General features: G+C 36.2%; 17 protein-coding genes and 1 other RNA gene. 6 read left to right on the top strand and 12 right to left on the bottom strand.

Translation table 11 applies throughout. From position 1 onward, the window contains the following. Positions 1-33 precede the first annotated feature (33 nt). The 6 genes from E1750_RS16635 to E1750_RS16610 all read right to left on the bottom strand — a co-directional run bounded on the left by E1750_RS16635 (position 34) and on the right by E1750_RS16610 (position 5,416). The gene (locus E1750_RS16635) at positions 34-1,413 is read right to left on the bottom strand and encodes a sialate O-acetylesterase (RefSeq protein WP_133277848.1); all 1,380 of its coding nucleotides are present in this window, start codon (positions 1,411-1,413) and stop codon (positions 34-36) included. Next, positions 1,403-2,503 (bottom strand): SGNH/GDSL hydrolase family protein, encoded by a 1,101-nt coding sequence (locus E1750_RS16630; protein WP_227873915.1) that lies wholly within the window; start codon positions 2,501-2,503, stop codon positions 1,403-1,405. The genes E1750_RS16635 and E1750_RS16630 overlap by 11 nt, the downstream gene beginning before the upstream one ends. Positions 2,504-2,737: 234 nt before the next feature. After that, positions 2,738-3,307 carry a 2-oxoacid:acceptor oxidoreductase family protein gene (locus tag E1750_RS16625; protein ID WP_133277847.1) on the bottom strand — a complete coding sequence of 190 codons (570 nt, stop codon included), beginning with the start codon at positions 3,305-3,307 and terminating at the stop codon, positions 2,738-2,740. A 3-nt stretch (positions 3,308-3,310) separates the two neighbouring features. Next, on the bottom strand, positions 3,311-4,087 hold the full coding sequence (locus tag E1750_RS16620; RefSeq protein ID WP_133277846.1) for a thiamine pyrophosphate-dependent enzyme: 777 nt from the start codon (positions 4,085-4,087) through the stop codon (positions 3,311-3,313). Next, positions 4,041-5,165, bottom strand: a complete 1,125-nt coding sequence (locus E1750_RS16615) for a 3-methyl-2-oxobutanoate dehydrogenase subunit VorB (RefSeq protein WP_227873914.1) — start codon at positions 5,163-5,165, stop codon at positions 4,041-4,043. The genes E1750_RS16620 and E1750_RS16615 overlap by 47 nt, the downstream gene beginning before the upstream one ends. A 20-nt stretch (positions 5,166-5,185) precedes the next feature. Continuing rightward, on the bottom strand, positions 5,186-5,416 hold the full coding sequence (locus tag E1750_RS16610) for a 4Fe-4S dicluster domain-containing protein (RefSeq protein WP_133277845.1): 231 nt from the start codon (positions 5,414-5,416) through the stop codon (positions 5,186-5,188). 342 nt (positions 5,417-5,758) lie between these two features. Between E1750_RS16610 and E1750_RS16605 the strand changes: the two genes are divergently transcribed. Next, on the top strand, positions 5,759-6,451 hold the full coding sequence (locus E1750_RS16605) for a hypothetical protein (protein ID WP_133277844.1): 693 nt from the start codon (positions 5,759-5,761) through the stop codon (positions 6,449-6,451). Positions 6,452-6,584: 133 nt separating this feature from the next. Here E1750_RS16605 and E1750_RS16600 read toward each other — a convergent pair whose 3' ends face one another. From E1750_RS16600 to ffs, 3 genes are all read right to left on the bottom strand, one after another. Continuing rightward, positions 6,585-7,088 carry a hypothetical protein gene (locus E1750_RS16600; RefSeq protein ID WP_133277843.1) on the bottom strand — a complete coding sequence of 168 codons (504 nt, stop codon included), beginning with the start codon at positions 7,086-7,088 and terminating at the stop codon, positions 6,585-6,587. 50 nt (positions 7,089-7,138) lie between these two features. Next, a complete protein-coding gene (locus E1750_RS16595) occupies positions 7,139-7,942 on the bottom strand; it encodes an SDR family oxidoreductase (RefSeq protein ID WP_133277842.1) in 804 nt (267 codons plus the stop codon). Between the two features lie 220 nt (positions 7,943-8,162). Next, an RNA gene (gene ffs / locus E1750_RS16590) (signal recognition particle sRNA small type) lies at positions 8,163-8,260 on the bottom strand. Positions 8,261-8,349: 89 nt separating this feature from the next. Between ffs and E1750_RS16585 the strand changes: the two genes are divergently transcribed. Both E1750_RS16585 and hutI read left to right on the top strand, forming a co-directional pair. Then, positions 8,350-9,399 (top strand): glutaminyl-peptide cyclotransferase, encoded by a 1,050-nt coding sequence (locus E1750_RS16585; protein WP_133277841.1) that lies wholly within the window; start codon positions 8,350-8,352, stop codon positions 9,397-9,399. A 196-nt stretch (positions 9,400-9,595) separates the two neighbouring features. Then, positions 9,596-10,837: an imidazolonepropionase gene (gene hutI / locus E1750_RS16580; RefSeq protein WP_133277840.1), complete on the top strand. Its 1,242-nt coding sequence runs from the start codon at positions 9,596-9,598 to the stop codon at positions 10,835-10,837. Between the two features lie 49 nt (positions 10,838-10,886). On the opposite strand, the gene E1750_RS16575 is transcribed toward hutI, so the two are convergent. Then, a complete protein-coding gene (locus E1750_RS16575; protein ID WP_133277839.1) occupies positions 10,887-11,768 on the bottom strand; it encodes a hypothetical protein in 882 nt (293 codons plus the stop codon). Positions 11,769-11,865: 97 nt separating this feature from the next. Between E1750_RS16575 and E1750_RS16570 the strand changes: the two genes are divergently transcribed. From E1750_RS16570 to E1750_RS16560, 3 genes are all read left to right on the top strand, one after another. Beyond that, positions 11,866-12,921, top strand: coding sequence for a formimidoylglutamase (locus E1750_RS16570; protein WP_133277838.1), 1,056 nt, complete (start codon positions 11,866-11,868; stop codon positions 12,919-12,921). A gap of 305 nt (positions 12,922-13,226) precedes the next feature. Beyond that, on the top strand, positions 13,227-14,480 hold the full coding sequence (locus tag E1750_RS16565) for a DEAD/DEAH box helicase (protein WP_133277837.1): 1,254 nt from the start codon (positions 13,227-13,229) through the stop codon (positions 14,478-14,480). A 191-nt stretch (positions 14,481-14,671) separates the two neighbouring features. Continuing rightward, entirely contained in the window at positions 14,672-15,139 is a 468-nt protein-coding gene (locus E1750_RS16560; RefSeq protein WP_133277836.1) for an Hsp20/alpha crystallin family protein, read from the top strand. Positions 15,140-15,175: 36 nt separating this feature from the next. Here E1750_RS16560 and E1750_RS16555 read toward each other — a convergent pair whose 3' ends face one another. Beyond that, the gene (locus E1750_RS16555) at positions 15,176-17,386 is read right to left on the bottom strand and encodes a tetratricopeptide repeat-containing hybrid sensor histidine kinase/response regulator (protein WP_133277835.1); all 2,211 of its coding nucleotides are present in this window, start codon (positions 17,384-17,386) and stop codon (positions 15,176-15,178) included. 182 nt (positions 17,387-17,568) lie between these two features. After that, the gene (locus E1750_RS16550; protein ID WP_133277834.1) at positions 17,569-18,831 is read right to left on the bottom strand and encodes a dicarboxylate/amino acid:cation symporter; all 1,263 of its coding nucleotides are present in this window, start codon (positions 18,829-18,831) and stop codon (positions 17,569-17,571) included. Positions 18,832-18,859 lie beyond the last annotated feature (28 nt).

Genomic DNA, 18,859 nt, shown 5'->3' with positions numbered 1-18,859 from the left:
TAAGTTGATTTCGTTTTTGTAAAATTTATTTAATTATTCAGTAATGAATGTGGAAGCAGGCAAATTCGCTTTATTAAAAAGAGTTGACTGATCGGTGTTCTTCCAAGCATAACGCACCTTTACGGGCAATTTCACTTTATCCGATTGTAAAATAACATTATTTTTTTTGATTGTTGCCTTCGCTTCATAAAATATACCGTCTGCTCCAGTAATTTCAAACAAATCCGCTTTATTGTCTTTGAAATATAAACCCTCGGCAAAATCGAAAGAAACTACCACTTTGTTTTTCTCGATTTTTATCGCATTATAAAGTGGGCCATTGACCAATGCAGTATTGGTTTTATAAGTTTTGGTCAAAGCCAAATTTGCCAAACGAGTTCCTACCGATTTCTTGTCTTTGGGGTGAATGTCATCAATGGGCGAAATATCTGTTGTTAAAGCCATGCCAGTATTGGGAACTTCTCGCAACACTTTCCGCTGAGCATCACGAATGATGGCGCCACCAAAATGATTTTCACCGTATTTGTAAGGAGCAATTTGCACATAATAAAATGGAAAATCATATTGCCAGCCTTTTCTCCAAGAGGTAATGAGTGCCGAAAATGTTTTGTCATAAACTGTCGAACCCACATTACTTTCGCCTTGATACCAAATCACGCCTGCAATTTTGAATTGTACCAAAGGATAAATCATTGCATTGAAAGCGCGTCCGGGTTGGTTTGGACCATAACTTTCTTCTTTTCTAGTTTTGGCGGCTTCAATTAAAATGGTGTCGTTTTGAATGACTTCTTCGGGCATCCAAATCTCGGCTGGAGTTCCGCCCCAATTGGAAGAAATTAAACCGATAGGCACATTTTTCAAATCGTCTTGCAATCGTTTGGCAAAAAAATAACCCACTGCACTGAAATTTTTCATTGTTTCTGGGACGCATTCTGTCCAATTTCCAGGTAAATTATTTTGAGGAGTTGTAGCTGTCAATTTAGGCACGGTAAAAAATCGGATGTTGGGATTTGTAGCATTTTTGACCACTTCATCCCCATTTTCGATTCCCCAACTGGCGTTCATTTCCATATTAGATTGACCGGAACAAATCCAAACTTCGCCAACTAAAATGTTTTTCAACACAATTTCGTTGTAGCCTTTTATCGAAATGCTGAATGGTCCGCCTTCCTTTGGTGTGGGAATCTTAATTTGCCATATCGCCTGATTACTGGCTTTGATTATATACGTTTGATTGTTCCAACTTGGCGTAATCACGACTTCTTCCTGCGGATTCGCCCAACCCCAAAGGTTTACTTCGGCATTGCGTTGCAAAACCATATTATCCGAAAGCAGATTCGGCAGCGTCACATTGGCGAAAGCCATATTTGAAAATACCAGAAAAAGTATAAATGCAATTAGATTATTTTTCATTTAAAAGTTGTTTAAAATAAGGAATTAATTGGTCGGCCATCACTTTATCATCGGCAATATTGGGATGATAGCCGCAACCTTTTGGAACCATAGGTTGGAATTCGAATAATTCAATTTTTTTATGAGCCGTATCCTTTTCGAATGCTTGAATGACTTTTTTCAAACAATTTACAAAAGTTACATTTTTATCGCCCGAAACCATTGGGCTGTTGAGCAAAACAATGCGAGTATTGGGGGCGTGTTTGTAAACAGTTTTTATGAAATTAATATAATTTGAAATGAATTTTTCTTCGTTGAATGGCAATCTCGTTTTTTTTCCGTCGCCGTCTGAAAGGTCGTTGGTTCCTACACAAATGCTTACTAAATCGGGTTGAAATTTAAAATCATACGGTTGTAAACCGTCTGTATTGAGGTATAAATTTTCATATACATCGGGGATGATCGGTTCTTCGATATGCTCATCGTTCCAATTGCGATACATGCCATAACCTGAAACTGAACTCAGCACAAAATCGAGGTCCAAGGCTCTAGAAAGTACCGGACCATAAGCCCAATAAGCGTTGTGTTGATCGTACCAATCACCTGTTCCACAAGGAATGGTGGAGTCGTCGTTTCCAAAACCACTCGTGATCGAATCACCAATAAGCTCGATTTTCTTTTTGGATTTTGGAACTGAGCTTTCTATAATTTTGGCTATTGTTCCTGAAAATAAAACCCCACCGTTGGTCGCTTCGGTCGCTTTATAAATCGAGAGATGGTGTGTTTTTTTCTTTTCGGAAACTACAATTGGAAAGGATTTCGCTTCCCCTTTTTCGATACGGATTCGTCCGATGTATTTGCCATCGAGCACAAGAGCAACATAATTTTGGTGATCGACTAGACTTTGCAAAGCAATGGAACAAGAATTTCCCTGGAACTCAAACGAAACGGAAGACGCAGGGCCAATCAAAATCACTTTATTTTGGTCGAGAAGTTCAACCCTTCCTGAAAGTGAATAAAAAGTGTTTTTTGTATCCGCATTTTGTGACCAAGCCATTACTGAAAAAGTAAACCATACAAAAGCAAGGAACAGTTTTTTGAAAATCATCATGGAATAATTAGTATTGAAGGCAGTAAAAATAGCGCATTTATAGAAAAAATAAAGATACAAAACTGTCAATTTATAATATAAAATAGTCTTGATGTCACTATTTGAGCCCATTAACACTTGGCTTTTGTTGATCACAAAAAATCCAACAAAAAAACCTATAAGCCTGCAAAAAGGCTCATAGGTCTATTATAAAAAATCAATGCTTACTAATTCAAAATGATTTTTAATACTTTTTTAAGGTTGCATAGCAACGGCTACCACTTTATAAGGGACAATGTTTTTCATGCCCTTTGTTATGGCTTCAAGATTTAAAGGAATCAAATGGTGATAGCGCTCTGAGATGGATTTTTTCAAGCCTTCAATCACATTTTCTATTTTTATTACTGGTTTTTCTTTTAAAAAACCGCCCAAAATGACCATATTGAAGATTTTTTTATTTCCCATTTCAGCGGCTAGTTTGGTGCCTTCTATCTGAAAAATTTGGATATCGGTTCTCGTGGGATGATGCGTAATGCCGTTTGGATCGTAAATTAAATAGCCTCCTGGTTTCACCGATGCCTCAAATTTATCCATCGATTGTTGGTTCAAAATAATGGCGGTATCTACTATTTTCAAATACGGAGAACTGATTCTTTCGTCACTCAAAATCACGGTAACATTGGCTGTTCCACCGCGCATTTCGGGACCATACGAAGGCAACCAACTCACTTCTTGGTCTTGCATAATTCCAGAATAGGCCAATATTTTGCCCATTGAAAGCACACCTTGCCCACCAAAACCTGCAATAATTATTTCTTCAGTCATGATTTATACTTTAAGTTTTCCAGCCACTTTTATATCCCCAAGCGGAAAGTATGGAAACATATTCTCGACCATCCATTCATTGGCTTCATTCGGCGTCATTTTCCAACCCGAATTGCAATTGGAAAGAATTTCAATAAACGATAGTCCTTTTTTTAATCTAGTATTTTCGAATGCTTGTTTAATGGCAATTCTAGCCTTTCGAACGTGCTTATGCGTATGAAGCGCGTGACGACTTACCGAATACACGCCGGGAAGATTGGCAATTAATTCCGTAATTTTCAAAGGCGATCCCATCGTCGCGATTTCTCTCCCGTAAGGCGAAGTCGACGATTTCATTCCTTCTAAAGTGGTTGGCGCCATTTGACCGCCGGTCATTCCGTAAATACCATTATTGATAAAAAAGATAACCATATTTTCGCCTCTGTTGCAAGCGTGAATCGTTTCGGCAGTACCAATAGCGGCTAAATCGCCATCGCCTTGATAGGTAAAAACATATTTCTCGGGCCAAGTTCTGACGATGGCTGTTGCCACCGCAGGAGCGCGTCCGTGAGCGGCTTGGGTCATATCGATATTCATAAAATCATAAGCCAATACAGAACAACCAACGGGTGCCACACCAATAGTATCCTCTGAAATACCCATTTCATCAATGACTTCCATAATTAAATTATTGGCCGTTCCGTGACCACAACCCGGACAATACGACAAAGCATTTCCAGTCATTAACTGTGATTTACAGAAGACTTGATTCTCTGGTTTTATGATGTCTAAAACTTCCATTGTTGATTATTTTTTGTTCTAAAGCGGCTACAATTTCCTCTGGCGTGTGAATAATTCCGCCGGTTCTCCCGAAGTGTTCTACGGGCACTTTGTGTTCAACGGCAAGACGAACGTCTTCTACCATTTGCCCCGTATTCAATTCCACGCTTAAAATTCCTTTGACTTGATTGGCTAATTCGAATAATTCCTGTTGCGGAAAAGGGAATAAGGTTATGGGTCGCAATAAGCCTAGTTTTATACCTTTGGCTCTGGCTAATTCAACCGCTTTTTGCGAAATTCGAGCACTAGAACCGTAAGCTACCACCAAATAGTCTGCATCGTCGCAATTGATTTTTTCGAAACGCAAATCCTCTTTTTCCATTTGCTCGTATTTCTTTTGCAATCGATGCACTCGAGCTTCCATTTTCTCGGATTGCAAATCGAGTGAGGTAATGATATTGCGTTCTCTTCCTTTCTTACCCGTCACTGCCCAATCGCCGTTCTTTTCGATTAATTCCGCATCGGTCCATCTTGGTTTTTGGTCTTTAAGAATTACTTTTTCCATCATTTGACCAATTAATCCGTCGGAAAGAATTAAAACCGGTGCGCGATATTTAAAGGCAATATCGAAAGCATCTTCAACAAAATCGGCCATTTCCTGAACGGATGCTGGGGCTAAAACATAGAGTTTGTAATCGCCGTGTCCTCCTCCTTTAACGGATTGAAAATAATCGGCTTGTGAAGGCTGAATGGTTCCCAAACCGGGTCCACCACGAACTACATTTACGATAACGGCAGGCAATTCGGCTCCAGCCAAATACGATATTCCCTCCAATTTCAAAGAAATTCCAGGACTCGATGAAGATGTCAATGCCTTTTTACCCGTACTTGCTGCGCCGTACACCATATTAATGGCTGCGACTTCGCTTTCAGCCTGAAGCACGACCATTCCTGTTCTGTTTTCAGGACGTTCGTTCATCAAATATTCAATAATTTCGGTTTGCGGCGTAATCGGATAACCAAAATAAGCATCGACTCCGGCTCTAATTGCGGCTTCTGCCAAGGCTTCGTTTCCTTTCATCAATTTTAATTCCGACATTTTTAAAGGGTATAATTTGGTTAAGTTGCGACTTTTACTCTATAAACCGTAATGGCTCTGTCAGGGCATACAGTTCCACAATTGGTGCAGCCATTGCAGGCTTCGGGGTTTTTCATATAGGCATAATGATAGCCTTTTCTATTCACGTCATTTGACATTGCAATCACATTTTCTTGACAAACAGGAATACAGACTTCACAGCCTTTACAAACTTGAGTATTTACGACTATTGCTCCTTGTACTTTTGCCATATCAATAAATTTTTAGATGAATCTAATGCCATAATTTTATTATTCTCAAAGTTACGACTTGTCTATTGCAATTAAAATGATAATTATCATATTCAGCAGATTTGAAAGCTAAAAAATCATTGCTTTTTTCAAAAACAGTCTTTTACTTAACTATTCTTTTTTTGATTAAAACCCAACCTAATTTTATCTCTTTTCAGAAATTAAAAAAAAAGATAAACCACTAAAAATCAAAAGATTATTTTGTATCTTTAATGGAGTCAAATTTTGAGTTATTGTCAATTATCGTAAATATATTGCCTGCCAAAATTTGACAAAATTTCAATAGTATTAATAACTGATGCTATGAAAACGATTATCCTTATAAGCGCTTTATTTTTAGCTTTATTTTCGTCTGCTCAACAAAATATTGAAAACAATACTGCCATTGATAGTAGCTTACAACAGCAATCATCAAATTATAAAAGATGGTACAAAGTTTCTTTGGCGGAAATTGGTGGTGGTGGAGCTTATCTTAACTCGGATGGTACAAATACACAAACCCAATATAGCGGCTTGATTTCATCCTCCTTATTACCTTTTGCTATTGGGTTTCAAAAACTAGGAGGATTGGGTTTCGGTACTAAAGCCATCGAGTTTTTTGAGATTCAAGAGAGAATAGATATTACTTCGTACGCTCCTGTATATGCATATTATCCGATTTACTTAAGTAAAAAAACAAAAAAAGAACCGGGATCTGACTATTATAAAATACCTTCTATGATCAATTTTTATGTAGGCGGGTCTTTATGGTGTGATACTTCAACATCAACAACTGACGTACAAGAAATAATAAAAGCCAATAAATTTTGCCATATTGGAGTAAATTATATGTTTTTTAACTTTAGTACTAATGATGGTCATCCATTAGGAAATGGAAACTTTTCTCTAGAAGCTGGAATGATATTTTTTGATATCAAAAATTCAAACCTTAAAAATATCTTTCATATTAGCTTACTTTATAATTTCGTAGGTTTTGCAATTAAACCCTACAAATAATATCATCCATGTTATTCCAGAAAAGTTCCCGAATTAAACAGAACCATCAAAATATAAAAACCCGCTAAATTTTGCATTTAGCGGGTTTATGTTTGATTTTAAAAAGGTTAGCGCAGCGCTAAAAAGTGGTCCATTATTTTGCATTGACAATGTTCTCAATATTTTTTCGGTATTCCTTGCTTTTTTGCGCGGATACTTCATACACAACTTCTTTTTTTCCTGTATTGACGACGACCTTTTTTAAGTAATGTTTCAGCGATAACTCAGGCGGGCTTTTCATATTGATGGTGCAAGCTCCATCAAAGTAGCCATCGCTTTCTATCGTTTCTATTTCAGAAACTTTTGATCCATCGCTAAAAACAATCGAAATCGTCATCACTTCATTCAAAGTTGAAGTAAAAAAACCATCCATAACCAACATTAAGTGATAGGTATTTTTCAGCTCTGGTCCTTTAAACTCGTGGCGGGTGATGTTGTATTTTAATCCTTTGGCTAAAGTTGGAAATTTAACCGTACAATCCAATTCGAAACTGGCTACATCGCCTGCTTCGTCTACTCTGGTTACAATTTTTGCAATTTGAGCTTGGATTAGAAAACTAGAGAATAGAAACGCCAGCGATAATGTAAGTTTCCTCATAAATATTTAGATTTTACTTTTATTTATATACTACTTAATACCGACGCAAATTACAAATTAAAATGATTCATCAACATTTTTTCATACATTTTATCGGGCAAAATTCGTTTCAATACAATGGAGAATTTCTGCATAAAAGCGCCAACTTTGTAATGAATTCGTGGACTGGGATTTTGAATAATTTGATACACTGCTTCTGCCATTTCATTCGGATTACTGCCGCTATCTACGTGTTCGTCCATCAATTTGAGCGTGTTTCCATACGGAATTTCGTAGGCAGAATTTTTGAGCAAAGGCGCATGAAAACGTCCCGAAGCAATATTCGTGGCAAAATCGCCTGGAGCTATATTTGTAAGTTGGATTCCCATCGATTTGACCTCCATTCGCACGGCTTCGGTGATTAATTCCAGTGCTCCTTTTGATGCCGAATACACACTTCGATACGGCAAACCCATATAACCCGCGATGGAGGTGATATTGATAATCAATCCTGATTTTTGAGAACGCATTTGTGGCAAAACCGCCTTCATCACTTCGATGGGACCAAAAAAGTTAGTCTCGAAATTATTCTTGATTTCTGCCGTTGGAATTTCTTCCAAAGGACCAGTAATTCCAACACCAGCATTATTAATTACAATATCTAATCGTCCTGAGGTAGCAATAATTTTGGCAACAGCCGCCTGAATGGAATCGACATTTCGAACATCTAAGGCCACTAAGGGGAAAACTGAATTCAAAACTCGTTCGGGATTTCGGCTCGTTCCGTAGACTTCAAAACCCTTGTGGTGCAAAAATTCACCAATAGACTTCCCAATTCCCGAAGAACCTCCTGTGATCAAAACTACTTTATTCATTGTTATGGGTTATGAGTTGTGGGTTTTGAGTTTTGAGTCGCGAATCTCGTATTGGTTGTGGGTTTTAAGCAAATCCATTTTTAACTTTTAACTCATCACCTACTACCTCCATTGCGTAAAAATAAAAAAATCACGCCAAAAAACGTGATAAATGATAGAAAAAGATTCGTAAAAACTCCGTTCGCGTTGCTCGGGTGCTTTGTACCTCACAATGACAAAAAAAAGGCAAGCGACCTACATCGCACCGCTCAACCACGTACCCTTGCTATGTTCCCATCCTGGGGGATTCTGCAGGAGCTGGTCGTGTAGGACTTGCCGGCTGCAAATATACAATCTTTTTATATTTTTGCAAGGACTTTGCAGCTATAAAAATATCGTTGTATATTGCATCAACAAAAATTCAATTTATGAAAAATTACAACTTCCTATTTATCATTTTATTAGGAATAACTTTGACCAATTGTGGAGGTACAAAAAAAGGTGAAAATTCTATTTTTACTTTCGATAATTCGAAATTTGCTGCTCAATATCAACCACAGGAAGCTATAGAATTGGGGATTTTAAACCCAAATGCAAAAGCTATTGACAGTATTGAATACTTTGTCAATGACACAAAAATCGAAACTAAAAAAGGAATTGAAAAAATAAATTTCGAATTAAAAAACCAACGATTAGGCTATCAAAACCTAAAAGCGATAGTTTATTTTGAAGGCGAAAATTCAGTAGCTACAACACGAATTGAAGTGGTTTCGAATGTGCAACCTAAAGCATTAAAATATACCATTGTAAATACTTATCCTCACGATATCGGTTCTTTTACTGAAGGTTTGGAGTTTTATGAAGACACTTTGTATGAAAGTACAGGACTTAACGGCAAATCCTATTTGAGAAAATACGATTATAAAACTGGGAAAGTGTTCAAGCAAGTTGATTTAGATTCAAAATATTTTGGCGAAGGAATTACAATTATCAACAATAAAATCTACCAATTGACTTATCAAGATAAAACAGGTTTTGTTTATAACGCTGATACTTGGAAGTTAGAAAAAACTTTTACTTACGACAAAGATATCGAAGGTTGGGGAATGACCAATGACGGAAAATACATTTACCAAACCGACAAGACCGAGAAAATTTGGAGAATGGATCCTGCAACTCAAAAAATGATAGATTACGTGAATGTTTATATAGGTGGTTCCAAAATTCCGAGTATCAATGAACTGGAATGGATTAATGGCAAAATTTACACTAACGTTTGGCAAAAAGATGCCATTGCAGTGGTTAACCCTTTAAACGGAGCTGTTGAAGGGGTTTTGGATATGTCAGGTTTGAGAAAATTTGTTAAAAATCCTGAAGCAGAGGTTCTCAACGGAATCGCTTACAACCCAAAAACCAAAACCATTTTTGTAACTGGTAAAAATTGGGACAAAATGTTTGAAATCAAAGTTTCGGAATAATTTTATTCAATTGTCGCTACTGGTCAGCTTATAAAACTTTATAAGTATTTAAAAATAAGGTCTTTTTTCATTGAAACCATTAAGAAATTAAGGTTCATTAAGTCAAAAAACTTAACTATCTTAATTTGTTTATGGTTTAAAAAAATATTTCAAAATTTTGGTTCGCTTAGAGGACTTTACTATAATTTTCAACAAAATGAAAACGCTAATCATCAACATCAAGGAATTGCTTCAAGTTCGAGATGCTTCGATATTGAAAGTTTCTGGTGAGGATATGGCGGTTCTGCCCACAATCAAAAATGCTTATTTGATTATCGAAAATGATAGCATTTCCGATTTTGGCGTAATGGATGATTTGCCCGAAGATATCAATCCCGAAAAATGTATCGATGCCGATGGAAAAATGGTTTTGCCCGCTTGGTGCGACTCGCATACTCACATTGTCTATGCCGGTAATCGGGAGCAGGAATTTGTGGATAGAATCAATGGACTTTCTTATGAAGAAATTGCCAATCGCGGTGGTGGAATTCTGAATTCAGCCCAAAAACTCAACGAAACATCGGAAGATGAACTTTACAACCAATCCAAACTTCGTCTTGAAGAGATAATGCGGTTAGGAACTGGTGCAGTCGAAATAAAATCAGGTTATAGTCTGACTGTCGAGGGAGAGTTGAAAATGCTTCGCGTTATCGGAAGATTGTCAAAAGAATATCCCATAACCATAAAAGCCACCTTTCTTGGCGCACACGCTTTTCCAATAGAATATAAGTCCAATCGAAAAGAATACATCGATTTAATAATCGACAAAATGCTTCCTGAAATTGCCCTAAAGAAATTGGCAGACTTTATAGATGTTTTTTGCGAAAGCGGCTATTTTACCGTAGCCGAAACCGAACAAATTATGGAAGCCGGAATCCGTTTCGGTTTACGACCTAAAATTCATGTGAATCAATTCAACTCTATTGGCGGGATCCAAGCTGGAATTAAATACAAAGCCCTTTCGGTCGATCATCTTGAAGTTATGAATCCTGAAGATATTGAATCTTTAATAAACACGGAAACAATGCCCGTTGCTTTGCCTTCGTGCTCTTATTTTTTAGGAATTCCATATACTCCAGCACGTGAAATGATTTCAAAAGGTTTGCCCATTGCATTGGCCAGTGATTTTAATCCTGGATCTACTCCATCGGGCAATATGAATTTTGTAGTTTCTACTGCCTGTATTAAGATGAAAATGACTCCCGAAGAAGCCATCAATGCTGCTACTATAAACGGAGCCTATGCCATGGGAATTTCAGAAACTCACGGAAGCATCACAATTGGCAAAAAAGCCAATCTTATCCTCACCCAACCAGTTTCGTCTTTTTATCAATTGCCGTATGCTTTTGGCAGTAATTTGATTGATGCGGTATTTATAGAAGGAAAAGTTTTGGCATAAAAAAAGAGGAACATCGCTGCTCCTCTTTTCTTTAAAACTCTTGAAACTATTATTTCAATGTAAAACTTGTTTTAGAAACCAATTCATTTTTGTCGAATACATTCACAAAATAAGTTCCTTTTGCAAAATCTTTTCCAGGTAAATCTTCCGATACATTTACCGTTTTGTTTTCGTATTTCACTTTAGAAATAAAACTGTAAGTCAATGATTTATCTCCAAAACTTACGGTTTGTTTTTCGCCAAGAACATTGCTTTTGCTATCGATAACTTGAACATAATATTCTTTATCACCTGATTTTGCAATTTGATTTTCAGCGATGGTAAAGCTAATTTTAAGGACATCTGCTCTACTGGCTTTTTCAGTTTCGATTTGTTTTCCGGAACTTCTTAGTTTATAGGCTGCAGTTTGCATGTTTAAAACGGTCAATTTCGAACCTTTTTCTACTGTTTTTGATAAATCTTCGTTTTGACCCACCAATACTTCATTGTATTTTTTGGCTTCACCCAAAACTACCACAGTACTGTCACGTTGATTTGTTAAAGTTTTGTTTTGCTTTTTCAAACCTTCATTTTCAGCCATCAAAGACTTCATATTGCTTTCTAATTTTAGGTATTGACTTCTGTATTTTGATGCATCACCTTTCGATTTTTCTACATCATTCATCAATTGAACTACTTTGTCTCTTTCTTTGACTAATTCTTCGGAAAGTGAAGTGTTTTCTGCAATAGCAGCATCATAGGTTGCTTTTAATTCTTGCAAATCTTTCATAACTGATTCTTTTTCAGTTAGAGTCGTTGTCAATACAGTTTGAACTTGTTTCGCTTCGGTCGATATTTTATAAATATAGGCTAAACTTCCAATTAAAAGGAATGCTAAAACTCCTATAATTATTTTCAAACTGGTGTGCGAATTGTTTTGTTGATCTTCCATTATTTCTTGTGTTTATTTTATACAAATTTACTAATATTATATGACTTAAATAACGAATTCTAAACATTTATATTATATTTGGGAATTATATTTTGATATGGAAAAACTGATCCCATTTACGATAAATGATCTTGCAAAAGTAACCAACCACCGCTCTGGCGAAATAAAATTCGGGGAAAAGATGCTGACCATTCCCAAAGGAGTTGATCCCAAGATTTTCCTATCGACTTGCGAAGCAAAATTTGTATTATTTGGCATCCCAGAGGACATTGGCGTAAGAGCCAATTTCGGTAGGCCCGGAGCTGCGTCCGCTTGGGAATGCACCATTGCTAGTATTGCCAATATACAACACAATCGGTTTTGCAAAGGCAACCAAATATTAGTTTTAGGCAAACTGAACGTAAGCGAAGAAATGAAAGAAGTGGAACATTTAAATTTCCACGATATTGATGATCGATCCAAACTAAATCAATTGGTGGAGAAAATCGACAAAGAGGTTTCTCATATCATTTTCAACATTGTAAAATCAGGGAAAACGCCCATTATCATTGGAGGCGGACACAATAATTCGTACGGAAATATCAAAGGAACCGCACTTGCCAAAGGAAAATCCATCAACGCTATTAATTTTGATGCCCATTCTGACTTTAGAATTCTTGAAGGACGACACAGCGGAAACGGTTTTTCTTATGCCTATGAAGAAGGTTTTCTGAAAAAATATTTCATTTTTGGTTTGCACGAAAATTACACTTCAAAAAACGTCCTCGATATACTCAAAAAAATAGATGACCGAGTCCGTTTCAATACCTACGATAGTATCAATATTCGCAAAGAAAAGAATTTCAACTCTGAACTTATTCAGTCCTTAGAATTTATTAAAAATGATTTTTTCGGTGTTGAAATTGATTTAGATGCTATTCCGAATATTGCCAGTAGCGCGATGACTTTAAGCGGCTTTTCGATTGAAGAATTACGGCAATTTGTTACTTTCTTTGGTATGAATAAAAATGCAGCTTACCTCCATATTTGCGAAGGTGCACCCGATTTATGTTATGACAAAAACAATCATCTCATCGGGAAACTCATAGGCTATTTGGTTACTGATTTTATAAAATCTAAAAACAGCTTGTTACCTCCAAAACATATTGTTTAGCAAATGAACCTGCGCTAAAAACACGGCATTCGCTTTTAAAAATTTTTAGCCACGAATTTCACGAATTAGCACTAATTCAAAAAGAATAAAAACAAAATAGCACTAATTTTCTCTATATTTAAAATGAATTTGTGTAATTTAAGGACATCAAAATTCGTGTTTATTCGTGAAATTCGTGGCTTCTTTTTTTCTGTTTTAAAAGCGAATACCTTGCACTAATAAGGAGTAAACTACCATCAAAAATAATAAACCTATCTTTGCAAAAGTTTCTAGACAAAAATTACTAGAGATTTAAATCCAAAACTATGTTATTCGAAGATTTATCATTGTCCAAAAGTATTCAAAGAGCTGTATTTGAAGAAGGCTACACCAACCCAACTCCCATTCAGGAGCAAGCTATTCCGCTCGTCCTAGCGGGTAGAGATTTAATAGGTTGCGCACAAACGGGCACCGGAAAAACAGCAGCATTTGCCATTCCAATCATCCATCAATTGCATCGGATTGTTGGTTCATCGAAAAAAGCCAAAGAAATACGTGCGCTCATTGTCACTCCAACACGTGAATTAGCGGTTCAGATTGGACAAAGTTTCGACACTTACGGCAAGTATACTAATCTAGTTCAACTCACCATTTTTGGAGGAGTTTCACAAGTGCCACAAGTAGATGCGCTTCGCAAAGGGGTCGATATTTTGATTGCGACACCCGGAAGATTACTCGATTTGCACAAACAAGGTTTTATAACTTTAGACCATCTGCATACTTTAGTCCTTGACGAAGCCGACCAAATGCTCGATATGGGATTTATAAACGATGTCAAGAAAATCGTAAAGCTTACGCCAAAAAACAGACAAACCTTGCTTTTTTCGGCAACGATGCCCATCGCCATTCGCGAATTGGCCGAAATGTTTTTGAAAGATCCTGAAAAAGTGGAAGTTTCTCCTGTTTCCTCTACTGCCGAAAATGTGGAACAACACGTTTATTTTGTCGAAAAAACCGAAAAAAGAAACCTACTGTATCATTTGATAAAAAATCAAAATTTATCGGATGTTCTGGTTTTTTCGAGAACCAAACACGGAGCTGATAATGTGGTGAAAGCCTTGCGCAAAAAAGATATTCCTGCCGAAGCCATTCACGGCGATAAATCACAAAATGCGCGACAACGGGTTTTAGATGCCTTCAAAAACAAAGAAGTGGGCGTTTTGGTAGCCACCGATATTGCAGCTCGAGGTATCGATATCGATCAATTGCCTTATGTCATCAATTTTGACTTGCCCAATATTCCCGAAACTTACGTTCATCGAATTGGGAGAACGGGTCGAGCTGGAAACGAAGGAATAGCCATCTCTTTTTGTGGCAAAGACGAACATCAATATTGGAAGGACATTCAAAAACTCATCAAAGTCGAGGTCAAAATAATTAGTGATCATCCTTATCCTTGGCATTCTGGAAATCCAGAAACGGCTCCAACAGCTGCGCAGAAAAACTCGAATCGTAGCGGTGGTGCGCACAAATCCAGAAAATCAAATATTTCGAAACAAAACAAAAAACGCTGGTATTAGTTCCTTTTTTAATCCTACTAACACACCTTCAATACATCTACTTGAAGGTGTTTTTTTTTTACAAATATTTATTACTAATCTTCTTATTTACAGTGTTTTAATCGTTAATTTTTTGTTATCACGAAAATAATGTATTCAAATATTAACTAACTTTAATATGTAAAAATGAGAACAATTAAATATGTAGTATTATGAAAACTTTAGTTAAAAAAGACGGATTATTTCCGTCATTAGAAAACAAATCAATCCATAATTTTTTTGATGATTTTATAACAAAAGATTTATTTGATTGGACCGACAGAAATTTTGCAGCTTTGGGAAGTAATTTGCCTTCTGTAAATTTGAAAGAAACCGATACTAAAATTGAAGTTGAATTAGCCGCTCCCGGAATGAAAAGAGAAGACTTCAAAGTAGAAATCGACAATGATATTTTGATGATTTCTTCTGAAAAAGAGGATAAAAAAGAAGAAGTTAATAAGAAAGAAAACTACATCCGCAGAGAATTTAATTATCAAACTTTTAGCAGAACTTTTAGCTTGCCTGAAACTATAGATGAAAACAAAATTGAAGCTACCTATAAAGATGGTATTCTACATGTAGTGGTTGGCAAAAAAGAGGGTATTCAAAAAAGAACGCTAAAATCTATTCCTATAAAATAGGAATTTCACTTCAGTCTAATGTATAAAAAAACGCTGTCAATAGACGGCGTTTTTTTGTTTTTTTATCTGATCATTTATCACCTGAAATAATTTTATGGGCTCAAAAGGTTTTATCATGATATCATTCATTCCCGCCTCGATCGCTTCCTCGGTTATTTCGTCCTTAGCAAAAGCAGTCAAAGCGATAATAGGAGTTTGAATTCCCTTGTAACGAATTTTTCGGGTAGTCTCGAAACCACTGATTAATGGCATATTGATGTCCATCAAAATAACATCGAAAACATCCTTTTCAAGAATAGCCAGTGCTTGATATCCATCGTCAACAATACAGCAACTACAATGGTTTTTTTCGATTATTTTCTTAATGATAGTCTGATTGATTTTATTATCCTCGACAACCAATATCTTAAAAATTTGTCCAGTACTTAAATCAACTTTTATATTATTAATAATTTCAATTGTCTTATCGGGATTATGGTCGAAGGCTATGGTAAAAATAAAAGTGGTGCCAACACCTACTTGACTTTCGAGCGTAATTTCACTTTTGAAAAGATCTAGTAATCTTTTTACAATGGCTAATCCTAGGCCGGTTCCCTGATAATCATTTTCATTGCGACCTATTTGAACAAATTTATCAAATATCTTTTCTTGATCGGCAGCATCGATCCCCACTCCATTATCGGCAATTTGAAATTCTATATGATGAGCGGAGTTCTCTACTTTAATCAAATTGGCACGCACAACTACTTCTCCGTTTTTTGTAAACTTTAAGGCATTGCTAATTAAATTCATCAATACTTGGGCCAGACGCAATTTATCCCCGATCAAATACTCTGGAATGGCTTTGTCAACCTCAACAGTGATGATATCGTTATGACTTTGTGCAATAAATGAAAGCGCATTTTTAACCAAATTGATTTCATCTGAAATATTGAAAGTTAAGCTTTCGAGAACAATTTTGTTTTCTTCAATTTTATTGATTTGAAGAATATCGTTTACTAACGATAACAGATATCGGGCAGAAAATTTGAGTGAATGCAAATGAGGACTTTCCGCCAATTCGCGATGTTCATCCAACAACAAATTCGTGATTCCTATTACTCCATAAAGAGGCGTTCGTAACTCGTGACTTATAGTCGATACAAATTGTGTCTTGGCTTGCGAAGCTTTCTCTGCATTATCTTTGGCAATCATCAATTCTTCGTTGGCGATAGTCAGCTCGTGATTCGCTTTTTTCTTGAAATTGTAATTCTTAAAAAGTGAATACAACAGCATCAGAAGAACTAAAAAAACCGCAATAAATAGAACCACTATGATTCGGGATTGTTTTAAACTTTGTGCTTGCAAATTCTTTTCATCTTCGATTTGATCAATAGCCCGTTTGTATTCATCCAATTCCAGATTAATCCCAGCTATATGCGCTTTTCTGAGTAATTCTTCATTGTAAATTTCCGCTGTAATGGTATTGTATATTGCCAAATGTTCGTAGGCAGCTTTATAGTTTTCCATTTTCAATAAAAGCAAAGAGTATTCTTGGTGAGCAAAAGCCAGATCATTTTTTTCTCCGGATATCTTGCCTAGTTCGATGGCTTTCAAAAAATAAGATTCGGCTTTTTGATAGGCTCCTTTATCCCGATTGTACATACCATTTAGCATATTCAATACGAGCAAGGTTGATTTATCACCAAATTTCGAGTGGTATTTATTGATGTAGTACAAATAGGGAGCCCCATTTTCAAATTGGCCAATATCGAAGTACGCCCAAGCTATATTGAGTTTAGTAAAAACAATTTGACTGGTATCAGCCGCTTTCTCACTATATTCCAGTGATTTTTTATAGAATTTGATACCCTTTTCGTACTCTTTTTTTTCAAAGCAATACACATTGCCTAAATTATTGTTTATATAATTTTTGATGGTATCATTCGTAACTTTATTGGCATATGTTAATCCTTTTTTATAAAAATAAATGGCTTTATCATATTCTGATAGTTCATCATAATTGGCACCTATAATATTGTATGAAGCTGCAATATAATAATCGTCTTTTTGTACTGTGGCGTATTTTAAACTAAGTCTGGCCGATTCTAGGGATTTTTCAAATTTTTCAGAATTCAAATATTTTAAAGCCAGTTTAGCCTTTTGCCGAATGGCTGCTTTTGTGGGCAGTTGGGTTTGCGCGCCAATAGAATTACTGAAAGAAATCAGCAGTCCAAAAAGTAGTAAGACAAAGCGAATTTTTTGCATATTTGAAAATAATCATTTCAAATATACACTTAAATTTTAAATTTAAACGATATAAAATGAGGTTTTTATAAGTTATTCCCTAAACTATAATGAATAAAAATAGGAATCAATGGCTGCATACCCTAATAAAAAACCCGCTCGGTATTCGAAACGGGTTGCTATTCTTTACTTTCGATTAAAATTTATTCGGAACCGGAATCTTCACCTTCCCATTTTCCAACCACCGAAGTGGCCAAGGCATTACCTAAAACATTCGTCGCGCTTCTAAACATGTCGCAAAAATGATCGATTGGCAGAATCAAAGCGATTCCCTCGATGGGGATCTTAAACATTCCGCAAGTGGCAGCTACTATTACCAAACTAGCTCTGGGAACCCCTGCAATTCCTTTGCTGGTCAGCATCAAAACCAATAACATCGTCATTTGGGTGCCGACATCCAGATGGATTCCATAGGCTTGAGCAATGAACATACTGGCAAAAGTCATATACATCATACTGCCATCTAAATTGAACGAATAACCCAAAGGCAACATAAACGAAACAATTTTGTCTTTGATGCCAAAACGCTCCAATTCCTCGGTAAGTTTAGGGAAAACTGCTTCGCTACTTGTGGTGCTAAACGCAATTATAAGCGGACTAACAATATGATTCAATAAGGATTTCATTCTTTTTCCCAGAAATAAAAAGCCTATTGCTAGAAGAAAAACCCATAAAGTTGAAATCCCAACCAAAAAGGATCCGAAAAATTTGATATAAGTAAAAACTAAATCATTCAAATCTTTTATAGCAAAAACGCCTGCAATAGCACCAAAAACGCCCATTGGAGCAAATTTCATCACATAATTCACCATTTTCAGAACGATATGAGATAACACTTCTATAAAATTGGTCACAGGCTTTGCATAATTCCCAATTGAAGCAGCCGCTAAGCCGAAAAAGATGGAGAAAATTACAATTTGAATAATTTCATTATTAGCCATTGCTTCAACGATACTTTTGGGTATAATGTGCTCGATGAAGTTTTGTGCAGAAAAACTTTTTGTATTTCCTGTCACTTCGGCAGCCGTGGATAAATCGATGTTGGAGAGATTGAGTCCTACCCCAGGTTCTAATATATTGACCCAAAATAAACCGATTAATAGAGAAATAAAAGAAGCACTAAAAAACCAAGCCAAGGCTTTTCCGCCCACTCTTCCAACCGTTTTAACATCGCCTAATTTTGCGATACCCGGCACCAAAGTACTGAATACCAAAAGGGCAATAATCATTTGCACCAAACGGATAAAAACGGTCGCTAATATTTTGATCTTGTCACTAAACTCCTTGGCAAAGGTCGCATCGTAATTGTTGTGAATATAAATTCCCAAAAATGCGCCCAAAAGCATAGCAATAACAATTTGGACAGTTAAGTTTCCTAAGAAGGATGGTTTTTTGGTTTCAGTCATTTTTTTAATTTTTCGAGTTGCAGCTTTC

This window comes from Flavobacterium nackdongense (assembly GCF_004355225.1).
GTDB lineage: Bacteria > Bacteroidota > Bacteroidia > Flavobacteriales > Flavobacteriaceae > Flavobacterium > Flavobacterium nackdongense.
Note: the sequence above shows the minus strand (reverse complement) of the source record. Positions and strands in the feature narration are given on the sequence as shown.

Coding starts and splice junctions, on each gene's coding strand:
- E1750_RS16610 (WP_133277845.1), bottom strand. CDS start 5,416: ATGGCAAAAGTACAAGGAGCAATAGTCGTAAATACTCAAGTTTGTAAA.
- E1750_RS16565 (WP_133277837.1), top strand. CDS start 13,227: ATGTTATTCGAAGATTTATCATTGTCCAAAAGTATTCAAAGAGCTGTA.
- E1750_RS16620 (WP_133277846.1), bottom strand. CDS start 4,087: ATGGAAGTTTTAGACATCATAAAACCAGAGAATCAAGTCTTCTGTAAA.
- hutI (WP_133277840.1), top strand. CDS start 9,596: ATGAAAACGCTAATCATCAACATCAAGGAATTGCTTCAAGTTCGAGAT.
- E1750_RS16570 (WP_133277838.1), top strand. CDS start 11,866: ATGGAAAAACTGATCCCATTTACGATAAATGATCTTGCAAAAGTAACC.
- E1750_RS16605 (WP_133277844.1), top strand. CDS start 5,759: ATGAAAACGATTATCCTTATAAGCGCTTTATTTTTAGCTTTATTTTCG.
- E1750_RS16575 (WP_133277839.1), bottom strand. CDS start 11,768: ATGGAAGATCAACAAAACAATTCGCACACCAGTTTGAAAATAATTATA.
- E1750_RS16625 (WP_133277847.1), bottom strand. CDS start 3,307: ATGACTGAAGAAATAATTATTGCAGGTTTTGGTGGGCAAGGTGTGCTT.
- E1750_RS16630 (WP_227873915.1), bottom strand. CDS start 2,503: ATGATGATTTTCAAAAAACTGTTCCTTGCTTTTGTATGGTTTACTTTT.
- E1750_RS16595 (WP_133277842.1), bottom strand. CDS start 7,942: ATGAATAAAGTAGTTTTGATCACAGGAGGTTCTTCGGGAATTGGGAAG.
- E1750_RS16555 (WP_133277835.1), bottom strand. CDS start 17,386: ATGCAAAAAATTCGCTTTGTCTTACTACTTTTTGGACTGCTGATTTCT.
- E1750_RS16600 (WP_133277843.1), bottom strand. CDS start 7,088: ATGAGGAAACTTACATTATCGCTGGCGTTTCTATTCTCTAGTTTTCTA.
- E1750_RS16585 (WP_133277841.1), top strand. CDS start 8,350: ATGAAAAATTACAACTTCCTATTTATCATTTTATTAGGAATAACTTTG.
- E1750_RS16560 (WP_133277836.1), top strand. CDS start 14,672: ATGAAAACTTTAGTTAAAAAAGACGGATTATTTCCGTCATTAGAAAAC.
- E1750_RS16615 (WP_227873914.1), bottom strand. CDS start 5,165: ATGTCGGAATTAAAATTGATGAAAGGAAACGAAGCCTTGGCAGAAGCC.
- E1750_RS16635 (WP_133277848.1), bottom strand. CDS start 1,413: ATGAAAAATAATCTAATTGCATTTATACTTTTTCTGGTATTTTCAAAT.
- E1750_RS16550 (WP_133277834.1), bottom strand. CDS start 18,831: ATGACTGAAACCAAAAAACCATCCTTCTTAGGAAACTTAACTGTCCAA.